The organism is Paenibacillus sp. N3/727 (genome assembly GCF_022637315.1).
Taxonomy (GTDB): Bacteria; Bacillota; Bacilli; order Paenibacillales; family Paenibacillaceae; genus Paenibacillus_AQ; species Paenibacillus_AQ uliginis.
Genome location: NZ_CP093336.1, coordinates 1,200,178 through 1,216,532, shown reverse-complemented (window position 1 = coordinate 1,216,532; position 16,355 = coordinate 1,200,178). Strand labels below are relative to the sequence as shown.

At 42.6% G+C, this 16,355-nt stretch carries 13 protein-coding genes and 1 pseudogene; 4 read left to right on the top strand and 10 right to left on the bottom strand.

Annotation, left to right across the window (positions count from 1 at the left end; all coding sequences use genetic code 11):
* The first annotated feature begins 344 nt into the window (after nt 1-344).
* Both MNQ98_RS05405 and MNQ98_RS05400 read left to right on the top strand, forming a co-directional pair.
* Nucleotides 345-2,051: a DUF4127 family protein gene (locus MNQ98_RS05405; RefSeq protein ID WP_241932263.1), complete on the top strand. Its 1,707-nt coding sequence runs from the start codon at nt 345-347 to the stop codon at nt 2,049-2,051.
* Nucleotides 2,052-2,316: 265 nt separating this feature from the next.
* A complete protein-coding gene (locus MNQ98_RS05400; protein ID WP_241932262.1) occupies nt 2,317-3,294 on the top strand; it encodes an aldo/keto reductase in 978 nt (325 codons plus the stop codon).
* A gap of 69 nt (nt 3,295-3,363) precedes the next feature.
* On the opposite strand, the gene MNQ98_RS05395 is transcribed toward MNQ98_RS05400, so the two are convergent.
* From MNQ98_RS05395 to MNQ98_RS05375, 5 genes are all read right to left on the bottom strand, one after another.
* A complete protein-coding gene (locus tag MNQ98_RS05395) occupies nt 3,364-4,482 on the bottom strand; it encodes an SGNH/GDSL hydrolase family protein (protein ID WP_241932261.1) in 1,119 nt (372 codons plus the stop codon).
* Nucleotides 4,483-4,566: 84 nt separating this feature from the next.
* Entirely contained in the window at nt 4,567-5,139 is a 573-nt protein-coding gene (locus MNQ98_RS05390; RefSeq protein ID WP_241932260.1) for a GNAT family N-acetyltransferase, read from the bottom strand.
* Nucleotides 5,140-5,142: 3 nt separating this feature from the next.
* Nucleotides 5,143-6,075, bottom strand: coding sequence for an AraC family transcriptional regulator (locus MNQ98_RS05385; RefSeq protein WP_241932259.1), 933 nt, complete (start codon nt 6,073-6,075; stop codon nt 5,143-5,145).
* A 170-nt stretch (nt 6,076-6,245) separates the two neighbouring features.
* Nucleotides 6,246-6,905 carry an HAD family hydrolase gene (locus MNQ98_RS05380; protein WP_241933850.1) on the bottom strand — a complete coding sequence of 220 codons (660 nt, stop codon included), beginning with the start codon at nt 6,903-6,905 and terminating at the stop codon, nt 6,246-6,248.
* A gap of 388 nt (nt 6,906-7,293) precedes the next feature.
* On the bottom strand, nt 7,294-9,075 hold the full coding sequence (locus MNQ98_RS05375; protein WP_241932258.1) for a flavocytochrome c: 1,782 nt from the start codon (nt 9,073-9,075) through the stop codon (nt 7,294-7,296).
* 177 nt (nt 9,076-9,252) lie between these two features.
* On the opposite strand from MNQ98_RS05375, the gene MNQ98_RS05370 reads away from it, so the two are divergent.
* Together MNQ98_RS05370 and MNQ98_RS05365 are read left to right on the top strand one after the other, a co-directional pair.
* Nucleotides 9,253-10,857 (top strand): sensor histidine kinase, encoded by a 1,605-nt coding sequence (locus MNQ98_RS05370; RefSeq protein ID WP_241932257.1) that lies wholly within the window; start codon nt 9,253-9,255, stop codon nt 10,855-10,857.
* Nucleotides 10,842-11,627 (top strand): response regulator transcription factor, encoded by a 786-nt coding sequence (locus MNQ98_RS05365; RefSeq protein WP_241932256.1) that lies wholly within the window; start codon nt 10,842-10,844, stop codon nt 11,625-11,627. The genes MNQ98_RS05370 and MNQ98_RS05365 overlap by 16 nt, the downstream gene beginning before the upstream one ends.
* Nucleotides 11,628-11,707: 80 nt before the next feature.
* On the opposite strand, the gene MNQ98_RS05360 is transcribed toward MNQ98_RS05365, so the two are convergent.
* The 5 genes and pseudogenes from MNQ98_RS05360 to MNQ98_RS05340 all read right to left on the bottom strand — a co-directional run bounded on the left by MNQ98_RS05360 (nt 11,708) and on the right by MNQ98_RS05340 (nt 16,328).
* Nucleotides 11,708-12,589 carry a DUF4097 family beta strand repeat-containing protein gene (locus MNQ98_RS05360; protein WP_241932255.1) on the bottom strand — a complete coding sequence of 294 codons (882 nt, stop codon included), beginning with the start codon at nt 12,587-12,589 and terminating at the stop codon, nt 11,708-11,710.
* Nucleotides 12,590-12,600: 11 nt separating this feature from the next.
* Complete coding sequence (locus MNQ98_RS05355; protein ID WP_241932254.1) at nt 12,601-13,305, bottom strand: ABC transporter permease; 705 nt, start codon at nt 13,303-13,305, stop codon at nt 12,601-12,603.
* A 58-nt stretch (nt 13,306-13,363) separates the two neighbouring features.
* A pseudogene (locus MNQ98_RS05350) lies at nt 13,364-14,023 on the bottom strand (ABC transporter ATP-binding protein); the annotation flags it as partial.
* Nucleotides 14,024-14,253: 230 nt separating this feature from the next.
* The gene (locus MNQ98_RS05345) at nt 14,254-15,009 is read right to left on the bottom strand and encodes a response regulator transcription factor (protein ID WP_241932253.1); all 756 of its coding nucleotides are present in this window, start codon (nt 15,007-15,009) and stop codon (nt 14,254-14,256) included.
* Nucleotides 15,009-16,328: a sensor histidine kinase gene (locus MNQ98_RS05340; protein ID WP_241932252.1), complete on the bottom strand. Its 1,320-nt coding sequence runs from the start codon at nt 16,326-16,328 to the stop codon at nt 15,009-15,011. Before MNQ98_RS05340 ends, MNQ98_RS05345 begins: the two co-directional genes overlap by 1 nt.
* Nucleotides 16,329-16,355: the final 27 nt, after the last annotated feature.

The window sequence follows — 16,355 nt, the reverse complement described above, 5'->3', positions numbered from 1 at the left end:
GGGGACAAAGGCGACCACTAACGTTTCTCCAGAATAATTCCGCCTTCTCCGTTGAAGTTTCTATTTCGGTTAATTCAATCTTATTAGACTAACCACAACAAAATAAGAACGCTAGTTCTTATTAATTAACAATATACCACTATTTACTATTGAATTTCCACAGGAATTACTGATTTTAAAAAAATTAATCCTAACGGTTGTAATTTGTATATAAGAATTACCTATATAGGTGAAGGCACCCGCAATAAAGAAATAATAAATGAACTTGGGAAGAGGCTCGTTTTGATTTCTTCACTTCCCTTTTGCAAGTGGCCTATCAATAAATGATAAAGGGAGATGTTTTTATGAAAAAAGTACTGTATGTGCCATTAGATGATCGTCCAGTGAACCTGGATGATGTTATTGTCCAAGGAAGATCCGCCGGAATCGAAGTTATTACGCCATCTATTAGCGATATTACGAACCGTTTGGATTCACAAAAAACAGCATCAGGCTCCATTCTGGAAAGCACTTCTTCACCGATCTTTGGAAACATGCCGAACATCCGCCAATTCATTCTCGATCACGCAGACTGTGTTGACGGCTTTATTATTTCGGCAGACATGCTTGCCTATGGAGGATTAATCGGAAGCAGACGGCTGCGGAGCAGCGGGAGCGGAAGTTATCCCAACTACGATCCTTCCACAACCAATTTATTGGATGCTATTCGTCTGGTTAAGGAATCCTGTCCGAGTAAACCGGTCTATGTTCTGGATACGATTATGCGTCTGGCTACAACCACTTATGTTGAAGGTGTATTCCAGAACGCTTATGATGAATCCCGCAGCTTCATGAAACAACCGCGTAAAGAAGTGTGTGATTTCAACGGAATTTTGAATGGCTATGACATAAAACCGGACGGCACTCCATACGAAAGCACAACCACCTTCAACAAGGAGTTTTATTATGAAGCTCGTCGCCACAAATTCAAATCGAACTATTACATCCTGGATCAGCTTGCTCGATTAGGCTATATTGATTTTCTTGCGATTGGTGTCGATGACTCCTCTACGCAAGGCGTTCAGGCCAACGAGATCAACTTTGTGGAGGGTTATATTACAGCTTGTCTGGGGGGATCGGACGGACAAAATCCTGACCGTGCTATCATTCTTCCTGACGCGGACGGCCTAGGCCATTCACTCATGGCCCGTATGGCCAACCATCTATTAAACGTAGAAGCTAAACCGAGATATACAGTACAATACTTCGGACCTCATGGTTCCACAATCATTAACCCTTACGAATATATGAGTGTGCATGAAAATATCAGTCATCACGTGGATATTGTAGGCGGCCAGCTGGTTAGTGATTGCCCTGATGTAGAGATCATTGCTGTAACAGACGTGAATCAGGTATCCAGCGCGGTAAGTCGAATTGAATCCAATGCCTCGAACCGTGTTCTGACTGTCGTCATTGATTTCGTCGCCGGAGGTGCCGCGAACTCCGCAGTTACAGAGGCGCTGCTCAGCAGTCCATCCACAGGACAAATTCTCGGATACAGTGGTTGGAATACAGCCGGCAATAAAATCGGAATTGCAATCGGGATGGGGCAAGCCCGGTATGCGTACCTAATCACAGAGACACAATCCGCAGCCCTTGATGCGGCGGTAAACGCACACGGTTCACTTTTGTTCAAGCGTTTCTTGAAAGACTACTATTATAAGACGTTGACCATTGGAGAGATTCGGCAGTATTCCAGAGCTAATACTCTATATACGAACATTCCATACTCTGATGCGAATTTTCTGCTCTTCAATTCAGAGAGCGATTATAATTATGTACTTGATGTCTTACGGGATCGAGTGCAGACACACACCGAAACTCTTGCGTCCAAGAATGCCTTCCGAATTGGACAGTCGCCAGCCTCTGCCTCATGCAGTATCCGCCAAATCTGCGGGGGGACATGGTCCTATGTGGAATATGCCAGTGCCTCAACTGCATATGAGAACCCGAACTATATCTGGCATCGGGCGTTCGAGATTACCGTAAACCCTGACGTTACATTGTCCTGATATGGTCATCCGACGTCATGGTACGCCGCACCAACGCTCTGGATGACTTGCGCGATATGATCTATTTCGACGGTATCGAAATAGATCATTCGCATAGTCCGCCGAAGCTTGGACCAGCACGAGCAGATTGGTTATACTGGGATTATCTAAGGATAACAGACTCTTAGCCAGCCCTCGTTCAGATAACCTATAATCCAAGTGGTAAACAGGGACGGAGCATTGGTTCTATGAGTCTGGTATCACTCTCACTAAAGGAGCGGATATTATGCAATATCGCCGTCTTGGGCAGAGTGGACTCCAGGTCTCTCAATTGGGGCTCGGAACCAACGCTTTCGGCAAACGCGCTGACCAGGAAACGTCCACCCGTATTCTCCATCACGCGCTGGATCATGGCATTAATTTTATCGATACGGCCAATATTTACGCCAATACTGAATCGGAGCGAATCATTGGGGAGGCGCTGGCTGGCAGACGCCATAATGCCGTACTGGCAACAAAGGCCGGACTTCCAAGAGCTGACGGACCGAACGAACGGGGTTCATCGCGCTATCATCTCATGCAGGAGTTGGAGCACAGCTTGCGTCGGTTAAAAACCGATTATGTAGACCTGTATCAAATCCATACATTCGATCCGAACACACCGCTAGAGGAAACGCTGCGGACGCTCGATGACATGGTCTCTTCTGGAAAAGTGCGTTATGTTGGCGCCTCGAATTATGCTGCATGGGAAATCATGAAAGCGATCGGGATCAGCGAACGAAACGGTTATATCCGCTACACTTCCACCCAGACTAGCTACTCACTGGCGGACCGTACGCCAGAACTTGAACTTGTTCCGTTATGCTTGGATCAGGGTGTCGGCATTATTCCGTATTTCCCGTTGGCGGGCGGGATTCTGACCGGGAAATATAACAGCAGTAGCGGAGAAGTCCCATCCGGTTCCCGGGCGGAAACCGACCCGAACTTCAACCGGTTCCTGGAAGATAAGAACATCCAGCTTGGAGAGCAGGTAAGCCGTCTGGCTGAAGAGAACGGTCATACGCCAAGCGCCCTTTCACTGGCCTGGCTTATGAACCGCCCCGCCGTTTCCACGGTCATTGTAGGCGCTACTCGTACCGATCAGATGGAAAGCAATATGCAAAGCCTGGACATTCATATCGATCCGGAGCTTGGCAAGAAATTGGATGAGGTAAGTGATCCGTTTGTTCACGGAAAGCCGTTTGCAACGTATCGGTTAGAATAGATAATAACTTCACAAATGCAAAAAGATGACTTCCGGATTGCTCCGTAGGAAGTCATCTTTTTTATGTCTTTATGTTTGATCAGCACCCGCAAGAACCTGCTTGAAGATCGGTTCCAGGTAATCGGCCATCATCATGAAGCCGAGGTCCGTCGGATGAACGCCATCTACCGTGGCCTCACCCGGATGGCTACCCAGCAGGTTGGTTCCATCAACAAAGGTAAGTCTGTGGTCACCTGCATCCGTCAGACTCTGTATCAGATCAGCTTGGAAATCCCTTCGCTCCAGCCGCTCCTGAACAAGCTCCGGCTTAAACCTTTCTGCACCGTATGGAAATCTTGAGACGAGAATAATCGGAACATCCGGATGAGCTTCACGGTAAATTCGGATAAATACAGGCAGCGTTTTCTTGTACTGTTCCGTGCCACAGGAATTGGCTTCATAATCAATGACCAGACAGGCCGGATTATCAATCTGCGCTATGATATGTGCAAGCTCAGGCTCTCCCTTCCCGTTTCCGGAAAAGCCTAGATTGATAAACTCACGGTTTATTCTACGGCTCAAAATATTCGTATAGGACATGCCTGGACGTGCCGCGCATCCACCTTGTGTAATCGAGGTGCCGTAAAAGATAATTCTTTTGTCCGACTCATAGGATTCCGGTGGAGAGATTTCCGCTTCTGAATCGAGACCGATCCACATTTCTTTTACCCCTTGATAGAGCGGCAAATTCAGCATATATGAGCGCCACTCCCTGCTATCATTAACGAATAGCCGACTCTCATATTCCAGTTGACCAGCCGTGAAATTCGCTGTACCCGCAAATAACCAGTTACCCGGTCCGCCTGTGTAAGCGTCTACACCGCATTCCCCGGTTGGGGGCATATGATACATGCCCGATCCCGCTGTCAAGCGAACTCGTACGGATATGTATCGTGAATTGGTACGGAACCGGATCCGGCCACCTGACGTACAGTTGGCTAAAATATCAACAGCAGGCGGTATCGGATAATCAGGGACTGCCGGAAGTCTACGGTAGAGTCGATTACTTTCAAACCAGGCTAGTCCGGATACTCTGAACGGCTCATCGAGCGGAGAATGCCACGTCAGTTCATCTGTCGCAACGTTCTGGGCCTTCATATTTTGATCTAATTGATGTGGGGATACTTCTTCCCGATTGTGCTTCTCCATTACATTTCGCCTCCAAATGGATAGGTATGTTTTGGCATCCCCAGTCTAATCGTATCTCCAGCATTTGTAAACAAGAATCTACTATTACTTCTCTTCATACTCTTGTTTCAAAATGCTGTAAATCTCCAGATCAACAATTCCTTTTCCTGACCATAAGGACGCTTGTCTTAACATGCCTTCTTTCGTGAAGCCGTTCTTTAACAATACTTTTCTGGATCTTTCATTCGGCGGCATCACCTCAGCCTGAATCCGGTTGACCTGCACTTCATCGAACAAATATTGAAGCAGCATCGCAACTGCGTTCGTAGCGATCCCATTTCCCCAATTACATTCCGCCAAAAAGTAACCGATGGTTACCATATTCACTTTTCGATTAAAGTCAGAAGCTTCAATAATGCCAACCAGCCGCTCAGGTTTTTGATTGCTGAATATACCCCATTTAACTCTCGTTCTCTTGTTATAATCCCTTTCAAAATGTCCGATCATCGACTTCACGGTGTTTTTGTTATGTTTAGGAATGATGCCGCAGTACTCAAACACTTTGTCATTGCTGTAAATGGCATATACCTCTTCCAGATGGCTCTCATTAATCTTCTTCAAAATAAGCGAGTCTGATTGTATCACAGGAAATTGCCCGATCACGGCCTCGATATTCATGGTTTATCCCCTCTCTGCCAAGATTCTCTTCTTAATAGGGATGTAAAGTTCAACCTTACATTTCCTTTCCTTATCGTTCGCAGGATCATTCATACAGAACTCAAGGCATGGTCTATCGTCAGAGTCATACTCGCTGTTCGGCAGCCACTGATCAAACAAGCTTTGGTACGCGATAGCCAGCTTGTCGACCGTATCGTAGAAGTTATATAAGGCATACGTTCCGCCACTCAGCGTCTTAAACTGAACCACATCTGTAATCTTTTTAACAAAATCCTCTGGCAATGTGACACAAGCATCATACCTGCACTCGGATTCTTCCACCGTGGCAGGATCATCTAGCGAAATACCGATAAAATACTGACTCATTGGGGTAATCTGATGCTCATTGGCCCACTTCCCTAATACGCTCCATGCCAGATGGGTGTCCAAATAGCTGCCAATGTGCCTGACATATGCAACCTCGTACGCAGGAAGCTCCTTGATCGTAACGTTCATATCCCATATCCTCCTCAGAAAATGACTTATTTTTCTGTGTTCATCGTAATTCAGAGGATGGAATAACTCTTTCTCATTTTTGCTAACTATTAATGAAATATTGCTATCATTACTCCTGCTTGCTCTAACTTCGCTCGGCGTCTGATTATAAAACTTCTTAAATGCCGTGTTAAAAGTTGTTACCGACTCAAACCCACAAAGCTGTGAGATGTCTAAAATTGTCCGGTCACTATTTGTTAAGTACTGTATCGAATTGTGTAGACGAACCTGATTCACATATGCGATGGGGGTTACGCCCACGATCGACGTAAATATTCGGCTAAAATGAAACTTCGAAAAATTAGAATGCTCCGCTAGCTCATCCAGCGTAATTCGTTCAGAACTATTGTCCTTGATGTACTGAATGACTGCATTCATTCTTTTGCCGTATTCGTTGTTCATTTAAGGTGTTTCCTTTACGAGATTTTCTGGTGTATTTTTATTTGAATTATACTTTAAGACAGTAATATTATGGAATATGATATAGCTTTGAGCCAAAAGAAAAAGCGCCGATAATTGGCGCTTTCTCTAAATGATCCGTATTGTTACTGGCTCGTGTTATTTGATTTCCACTACACGGCTGCATCGTTATCTATATGTTTAATAACCTCGGCTAAACTCATGTCACCCATAGAATTAATTCTTAAATGATATTTCTCGAAGCTAATCTCCTTGGTCACCTCATTAGGCACGATAACACATTTCATGCCCGCTGCGATGGCGGCTTTTGCTCCGTTGGCCGAATCCTCAAAAGCTATAGCTTCGCTACCTTTAACATTCAAAGCCTCAAGCGCGTTTATGTACAGCGTCGGGTCTGGCTTCACTTTTTCAACTTCGTCTCCCGTCTTGATCGTATCAAAGAAGTCAATGATCTGAAGTTTTGTCAGGAACCCTTCAACCCACTCCCGGTTGGAACTTGAAGCCAGGCCTATGTTGAGCCCCATCTCCTTCGCTGCGGACAAGTAGTCCTTCACGCCTTCTCTGATTTCCAGCAGATCCACCTTGGAGCTGTGCTTTTCCTTCGCTAAATTTATAATCGTTTCGATGCTTTCCAGACCCAGCTTCTCTTCAATGAATTCATGAATTGCTCTATCATGCGTACCTACACATTTCGTAAATACCTCCATCGGAAAATCCAAGTCATAGTCTCGAAGCACATCTTTAAACGCATTGTACCATACGGTTTCCGTATCGATGATCAATCCATCAAAGTCAAAGACGATTGCTTTTATCATGTATGTATCCTCCTTGATAGCTGTTATATCAATATCATAGCATTCTTTTATTGAATTCCAATGCTTCCTGAATGACTTTTGACTTGTAATGAATTCTCTCCAGCACTTGGATCATGGTATCCATTATTCTGTCCGCTCCTTATTCCCGCTTAGATTTGACAATTCCAAACTACTTTTGATTGAGGTTTGGTCTTGCCTATTGCTGCATTCATAAAATAAGGCTTTTGACCAAAATAAAGAAAAAGAAGTGCCAGCCGCCATTTAAGAAATAGCTTCTAGCACTTCATATGAATCTTTTTATAAAATGAATTTCAAAGAGCCTTAATTAGGAACTCTTTTTGTCTTAAAGCTTCCATCTTTTTCGCGTTGTCGACTAAAAGTACATCTACTTTGCGACTTCCTGACCAGCAATCCGGCCGAAAGTAATAATATCAGAAATGGCATTTCCGCCCAGACGGTTCGCACCATGAACAACGCCTGTCACTTCTCCAGCAGCGTACAGTCCCGGAATAACCGTGCCTTCTGTGGACAGAACACGTGCTTTCGTATCAATGACCAATCCACCCATTGTATGATGGACCGACGGAACCGCTTTTTGAATATAATACGGGCCTTTTTCCAGCGATACCAAACCGCCACGATGGTTGTAATCAAGATCCTTGCCTGTCTTCGCATACTCGTTGACTTTGCTTATAGTCTCTTTCAATGTTTCTACATCTACCTTGAAGAAATTAGCCGCATCTTCAATCGTGTCAGCCTTATAGAGCATTCCTTCTTTAACTAATTGATCATACTCATCTTGGTGCACTTCGATCGTCTTGCCGATATCGGCGATTTCCTGATTCCAGAATTGGTAAGCGTAACGCCCTTCTTGTGCTAGAATAGCCTTAGATATGACATCGCGTCGTTCCAATTCCTCTACAAACCGTGTTCCCCCTTGGTTAATCAGTATCGCACCATCAAACCGAGAATCGGCCACAAGTGAGATTACACCTGTAATAGGGTCACAGATCGGATAGGTTTGAATATTCTCCATATTCGTAATATCTGCGTTAATGGCTTGAGCCATAACAATCCCGTCACCCGTCGTCCCTGGCGTGTCCGTAGACATATAGCTCTCATCCAACTCAGGATTATATTTCTTACGCATCTCAACATTAGAGCCAAATCCACCGGTCGCTATGATAACGCCTTTGTTCGCATTGAAGGTCACCTTTTGACCATTTGTACTCGCTTCAACGCCAACTACTTTACCGCTCTCATCCGTTAGTAGTTTCTCAGCTTTCATGTTCGTCTTGATCTTAACTCCAAGTTCTTCGGCCTTGGTCTTGAACTTCGTAATCAATTCCGCTCCTGTATGGCCGACAGGAATAAGTGCACGCTTGCGGGAATGTCCCCCGAACTGGAAGAGGTGATCGGATAAAAACTCCACTTTTACCTCGTCACGTAACCATTCGGCTGAACCCAGTGCTTGCTCGGACAAAATCTTCACGATTTCCGGCTGACCTAGATTGTCGCCACCCTTCATCGTATCCTCATAATATAATTCTGGGCTATCATCGGTAATGCCAAGTTCATGCTGAACCCAGTTGTCAGGAGCATTCATCTCCCCACCGGAGATCAATGTGTTACCGCCAACGGTCGGCATCTTCTCCAGAATAACTACGCTTTTTCCGGCTTCTGCTGCTTCAAACGCTGCACTAAAGCCGGCACCGCCCGCGCCGATCACGACGACATCGTATGTTTGCTCCGACTCTTCGGTCTGTTTCGCATCAGCTGTTCCACTGCCTGCCACCAGCGTAATTCCCGATTTAGCAATCGCATCCTGAATTGCATCCAAATACCCCTCGCTCGTCACACTAGATCCGCTAATAACATCTACATCTGCACTATTTGCCTGCATGACATTTTCCTTCAATTGGGTATATACAGGCTCCGATAGAACTTCATTTTCCTTCTGCTCCAGAACCTTCACATCCATAATTTTCTCATCCGTAAAGGTTACCTCAACTTTAATGTCACCGTGCTTACCACTACCTACCCCAATGGCCGTCGTCGTACCATTCGATGCTTCCTTTGCGTTGTCTTTCGAGCCGCAAGCGGCCATCGTAAATACAAGTGCCAGCACCATAATAATGGACAAAATTCTTCCTGTGTGTCTTTTCATAGGTCCTCCCCTGAATACTGTTTGTACGAAGTATTTTGACATTGTGAAAAAATGTACAATGTGTATTATAGGCTATGCATCTCCAAAAGTATTTGCACAATTCGGATTTTATTTATACTTTTTGGACAAGTGATACTTCTCATTTAAAGATGGAATGCAACATGATGTAATGAAGACATGCACTCAATACAACGAAAAATTACATTATATGCCGGAGGATGCTTTCTCTTACTATTCCTTGCGTTGTTAGGCTCCATATACATAGAGATGGAACGAACGGTCGTCCCACTCAACGAATCACTGACACAGCAAATCGTCAATGCCCGGAGCGAACAAATATCCTATTGGTTTCAGCAGCGGATTGGAGAAGTCGAAATGCTCGCCACCCTTGCTTCTGATCACCACTGGACTCGAGAAGAGCTGTTACGCGAAAGTCGCAAGCTAGAGCAACGACGAGGCCATGACTACGAGTCCATTCGGATTGTTGATCTCAAAGGAAACTCTTGGACGCCAGATAGCAAGTCTTTCTCTATATTAACGCGAGACTATTATAAAGAACTGATTTCGTCGGATGCTCCCTACGTTGTAAGTAACGTTATTGTTTCTAGAGCCAACGAAGCAGAGATTGTCGTTATTCTATACCGTGTTGGACCGCTAGTAAATGAAGATACAGCTTACATCGCAGCCGCCGTTCCTATCGGTAAAATGAAAGAAATCGCCCAAGACATTCTGGTGTATGACGGCAGAGGGTGGCTTATCGTCAATTCGGAATTTCCAGAACTGGAAGATTCCAGAGCTAACATGGCTACCTTTACAGCTTCGATTGCCGGTGTTCCGGGCTGGAAGCTCATATTCCAAGTGCCGAAATCCCAGCTTACCCAAGGTATGACGAAGACCCAGCGGTCGGCTCTTATGGTAGGAACTGTAGTAGGTATCTTCTTTTTGATTCTCGTCCTATTGCTGGGCTCTTCCATAGCGAAGCCGATTCAGGCGCTGCGTCAATTGATGAGACAAGTGGAAGACGGTGACTGGAGCGTGCGTTCTAACGATAAAAGGCGCGATGAGATTGGAGAGTTAGGGCGCAGCTTCAATCAAATGCTCATTAAGCTGTATCAATCCCAGCAAGAAAAGAAGGAACTGGAGCTGCAGATGATTCACGAACAGATTAAGCCCCATTTTCTGTATAATACACTAGATACGATTCAATGGATGGCTGCAAGTCATGACGCACATGATGTGGTGGACATTGTAGAATCCTTAAGCACGTATTTCCGGCTTGGGCTCAGCAGCGGCAGTCAATTTGTAACACTGGAACAAGAATTTCAACATGTCGAGAGCTACTTAAATATCCAATGTGTTCGGTATGATGATATTCTGGATTACGAATTGAGCTATGACAAGCATTTGGAACAACAACAGATCATTCGCTTCATCCTTCAACCACTCGTTGAAAATGCGATTTATCACGGAATCAAGCCGCTGACAAACCAGAAAAGTAAAATATCAATTCGTGCATATGAACGAGGGGATCAACTGATCGTCACCGCCCAGAATAACGGAGTAGACATTCCTAAATCCAGGCTGGCATCACTTCAGGAGACGTTGCGGAACGGAAAAAAAGACAGAAACGAAGAGATTGGATTCGGTCTATATAGTGTCAGCCATCGCATCAAACTTGCTTATGGTGAGCTTTACGGTTTGCAGATCAGTAGTGGACAAGGTATAACCTGTATGACGATAAATATACCGCTTGGAGGTGACAAATCATGTGGCAAGTCCTAATCATGGATGACGAGAAAATTATCCGTAATGGCTTACGGAAATTTATCCAAGAGAGTCGGCTGCCTTTTGAACCATCAGGAGAAGCAAGGAATGCTACTGAGGCGCTGTCTCTAATCGAGCAATCTACACCAGACGTATTACTAGCGGATATTAACATGCCGGGTTTGAATGGTCTTGATCTGGTCCAACTTGTAGCGAGTCGTTATCCTGACATGGTCGTGGTGATCATTAGTGGGTACGATGATTTTAAATATGCGCAAAGAGCCCTGCAATTGCATGCTTATGATTACTTACTGAAGCCGGTACCCAAGAGCGATCTAAACCGAATGCTTGCTAAGTTACACGATCACTTGTGCAGTCTTCATCCTGACAAAGTTACGAAGCTTAAAAAAGAGATGGCACAGGAATCGCTCCCGAATTCCTGTGATCTCTCGCCAATTATGGTGAAAATAACCGAATATATCCACTATCATTACAATGATCCGGAACTGGCCGTACCTCATGTAGCGGAGTTATTTCATATTAATTCGAATTACTTGAGTAAACGAATGAAAAAAGAGGTTGGGGTATCTTTTCTGGAGTATTTGACTGAGCTCCGCATCTCGAAAGCGAAGGAATTATTGGATAACTCCATGCAAAATATCAAAATCGGTGATTTGGCGATCAAAGTAGGCTATATGAATCAATATTATTTCAGCCGCCTGTTTAAAAACCGAGTAGGAATGTGTCCGGTAGATTATAAAAATAGTACCAGAATGAATATGCATTGACTATAGAGATACTGGTTGACTTGGCATAAGAAAATGACTCATAAACCTGCTGATTTGGGGCAATGCAGAGCAGCATGCCTTTATTTAATCGCAATGTTTCCTGAATGACTTTTGAGATGCAATAGATATTCTCCAGCGCCAATCATTCCATTTATTTCCTCGTCTGTATTATTCGTAGTTGAGAGATTCGCCAAGTTAACCGTTGTATCTCCTTTAGTATTTTCTACTGCTACTTTCAGGCTGGATGGCGCAGATGAATAACCAACTTGAATATCACCCGTTTTTGTTTCAACGTTCAATTCACCTTTTTCATCGATCCCCTTTAGAACGATTTCACCTTTTTCAGAAAAAACATTCCAAACGGAGCTGGTTGTACTGGTTGTATTGTTAAAATAAAGATCATTAGCCTTGGCAACTACGTCTAAATTCCCAAATGAGCTATTGTTTACGGTTAAGTCTCCAACAATTAGATTAAGAACTCCTGAATCTGCTTCAACTTGATTGAATTTCACATTACCCGCTTGATTTTTAACGGTTAGCTTTTGGGAGGCTAACGTATGAATATCAAGATCTCCTTCTTTATTGATCAATGTAACTTGTTCTACTGTATTTTTGGGTACTAAAATCGTGATGGTTCCCTCTTTTTCAAAAGTAAAGGCCGATAACGCCCCACCAATTTGTTTATTTTGTTGAATGATTAATTTATGATCTTGATGAGTCACTGAAACAGGAACTTTCTTCTTATCCTTCTGCTTACCATTAATGTCTACATGAACTTCATTGTCTGTCGATTCTTTCACTTCAATATCCCATGAATCATTCGTGATTTCGATGCTCTGAACTTCTTCCGATGGGATGTGTTCTGTGATCTCCAACTTTTCAGATCCAATTTGCGAAGTAATGTAAAGTACTCCTACCAAAGCAACTACCGTTAATAACCAAATCCATTTATTTGTTTTCATGACTACCTCTCTTAAAGATCTATTCTATCAATTTTACGATACGATAGATAAGCGACGACTAAACCAAACAAACCAAAAATAGCAGGAACGCCGATAAATTGAAACATCGATACAGAACTGCGGCTTCCATCCGAAACCATCGCATTTAGAAGTGTTCCGATAATTACTGCACTCGTAATTGTTGTGGCCGTTGACTTTTTACGCATACCAAAATACAAAGGAATAAGACTTAAGCCAGCTGTCATCGCTGAAGCGATTAAGATCGATGGAATGGTAGCCAACATTTCTCCCATCGACACGGGTGTTTCGAATAAATGAAGCATCGGATTCAATACGACTGTCAATCCTTCAATGATTAATGTGGAAATCACTACACAAGAAAAACAGAAGCTAAGAACGATCAATAACTTTGCTTGAATCACTTTTTTGCGTTGCAAGGGATACGTAAATAGCAATTGAATGGTTTTGCTCCTATATTCGTCAATCACTAATCTCGAAATGATGATGCTTGAAAAAACGACAAAGGTAATGCGAACGAAGATATTAGCCAATGACATGAATTCTGTAAAATTTGAAAACATAGGTTCATTTTGAGCGTTTGCCAATAAAGCCATTCCGGCTACCATTCCAAAAATAATAATCATACAAATCACAGCTCTTGCACAATACCCTGCTAGATTGTTTTTCTCCCATTCTAATCTCATAAGTTTAAACATGTTGTATGCCTCCGTCGATAAGATTTAGGAAATACTCCTCTAAATTGCTTTCTTTTCTGATTTCCGACATTTTAGCTTCCTTTATTAATTTTCCATGATTAATAATTCCGATCGTATCCGCAATCGATTCCATCTCTGAAACAATATGACTGGAGACTAAAATTGTCATACCATACTCATTCTTTAGCTTCAGTAAAAGCATCCGAATATCTTTAATTCCCACAGGGTCTAAACCATTAATCGGCTCATCTAAAATCAAAATCTCCGGCTTTGTAATTATGGCTCTGGCAATGCCTAACCGCTGTTTCATTCCTAATGAAAAATCATGTATTTTTTTATCTCCCACCCCTTGTAAACCAACAATTCCTAACACTTCCTGAATTCGATTCTCACCATCATACTGAGCGTATTCACAATGAAACCTTAAGTTTTCAGCTGCGGTTAGACGTTCATAAAAAACGGGGTATTCAATAATACTGCCGATCTTTTTTAAGTATTGATAAGACGTATGTGATACAGGCTGATTAAACACCACAATCTCACCTGATGTAGGCTTCACTAAATTTAGAATCATTTTCATAATGGTTGTTTTCCCTGCACCATTCGGTCCTAGGAAACCGTAAATTTCACCTTTTTCAATATGCATCGTTACATTTGAGACGACTTCGCCGCCTTTATATGCTTTGGACAGTTGTTTGATTTGGATCATCGTATTCAATAATTCTCGCCCCTTACTTTGCTTTAGTTGAGTTGATCGTTTTAAACCACGCTGAGACGTGATTCTACTTCCTGCTACATTTACAGCATAAGGGCTTTGTCTTTCTTTCAGGATAGCCATATCACAAACAGTCCTTTAACCTTCGTAAACGGTACTTTTTTGATCCTTTCCAAATAAAAAAAGTGCCAGCAGCCATTAGAGCAATAGCTTCTAGCACTTCGTATAAAATCTTAATCAGGAAACTGTTTTTGTTTTATAGCTTCCATTCTTTCAATCGTTTCCTTCTGCAATCTTCTTGAAACAGAACAGCTTTCATCATGATCAAACAAGACGAGTTTATTCTTCTTATCAACGGATCTAATATTCGCTAAATTAACGACAAAAGCTCGATGGCAGCGGAAGAGGCGTTTGTCATAATCCACAATTTCATTTAATTCCGCATAAAAATCAATCGCTTTTGATTTGGTGATTAGTCTTATTTTATGAGCAATTTCCATGGTCTGAAAATAGAGAATATCTGAAAAAGGAATTTGAAAACTGGTGTATTTATTTTCAAAGGAAAAGTTATCAGAACTTACAGGAATGGTTCGGCGCTCATCGGCAATCAACAGACACGCTTCCACTTTGAGAATAAACTCTTCTTCTTGTAGTTCTTTTTCAATAAAATCCAGAGCAGCTACACGATATGCAAAGGTTTTTGGCGCTAATTCGGAATGAGTCGTGACAAAAACGATCGTACCGTAGGGATCTTTTGATCTAATCTCCTTAGCAACCTCAAGCCCGGTATGCTTCTCATTTTTGATCTCTAAATCTAGAAAATACAATTGATGATCGGCAGCACTGTCAATTTGTGATAATAAATGATCAGGCTTTGCGGTCGAAAATAGACTTCGGTACCGTATCTGATGCTTTAACGACAAATCTTTTATGATTCGTTCTAAGCGCTGCTGCTGGATAAGGTTATCCTCTAATATAAATATGTTCATTACCGTTCTCCAGTTCTTAAAATTAGCGTTTGTGAAAATACATTAGACCCGGCCTCTGTTTCCAATGAAGCAAACTTATGCTGTTTTAATATATGCTGCACATTGTATAAGCCCAGGCCACGCCCCTTGCCTTTGGTTGAATATCCTCGTTCTCCCAGTCGTCGTAAACTGACATTTTCTCCACAGCTATTTTCAATTGTAATTCGTTGAATGCTTCGGTCTTCCAGAAACACAATCCAAAGCTTGGGTGCTTCGGTTTTCGCCGCTGCTTCAATCGCATTATCCAATAAAATGGAGAGAATCCGTGTAAAAGAAATCAAATCCATCGGAATGTCATGAATGGTTTCTTCAATTTCCAACGTAACATCGATTTTCATTTGCTGGGCCATTATAATTTTCGCTGCCAAAATACTTTTGACCTCAGATACATGTAAGTTTCGTAGTTTCACAAAGCTATATTCATTTTTACGCATCAATTGGCCGGTTGGCTTAACCGTATTTTCATACACTTGTTTGACCTGCTCCCAGTCTTCCCTCTTGATCCCATCCTCCAGAGTTAATAGGATGTTGGCATAATCATGACGAAACCCTCTGAATTCATCATATATTTTTTCCAGCTGTGCTGCATAATCCTTTAGCTGTGCCAATTGCTCGCTCTTCGATTTTTCTATTTCCCTTCTTTGAATATGATTGTATTGAATGAGCATATACAGCAAAGCAACGATAAACAGCATCCACATGCCTAAGAGTAATGTTCTATGTACGGAATTATAATCGCCAGTTCTATTGCCAATCGATAAAATCGGATATACCGAAATGATAATGATGACTAAAAGGATTATCACTGGCAAAAGTATGACTTTGCTGAATTCCTGTAAGATTTCTTTGTTGAGCTGGGGAACATAGTGACGCACCAATCGCAGCCCAGCTTCATTGATAATAGGCGGCGCCATAGCTGTGAAAAGATACGGAAGATATTCGGTATTGGCAGATGATTGCCTAAAAACAAATTCAACCAACCATGTGATCGGATTGGACACAAGATAACCTAAAAATGAATTCATGATCAAAGCATAGGCTCCGTAAAAAACACCTAAAGCGGTAAAGTTTCTTGGACTTTTAAAGTAGGATATGCCCATAAAACAGATAAATAGCGTAATGGCGCCCCATATCCCGATAAAATAGGTAGATACAAACCCGACCATTAAAAATACCACCAGCCAAACGATTGTCTCCTTGAATGTAAAGGGATAGCGAGAAATCGATTTAAAAATAAAAAAGAAACTCATGATTTGAATCGCCATAATCAAATGAATCATGTAGAACACCACCAAGCTTAATCCAGT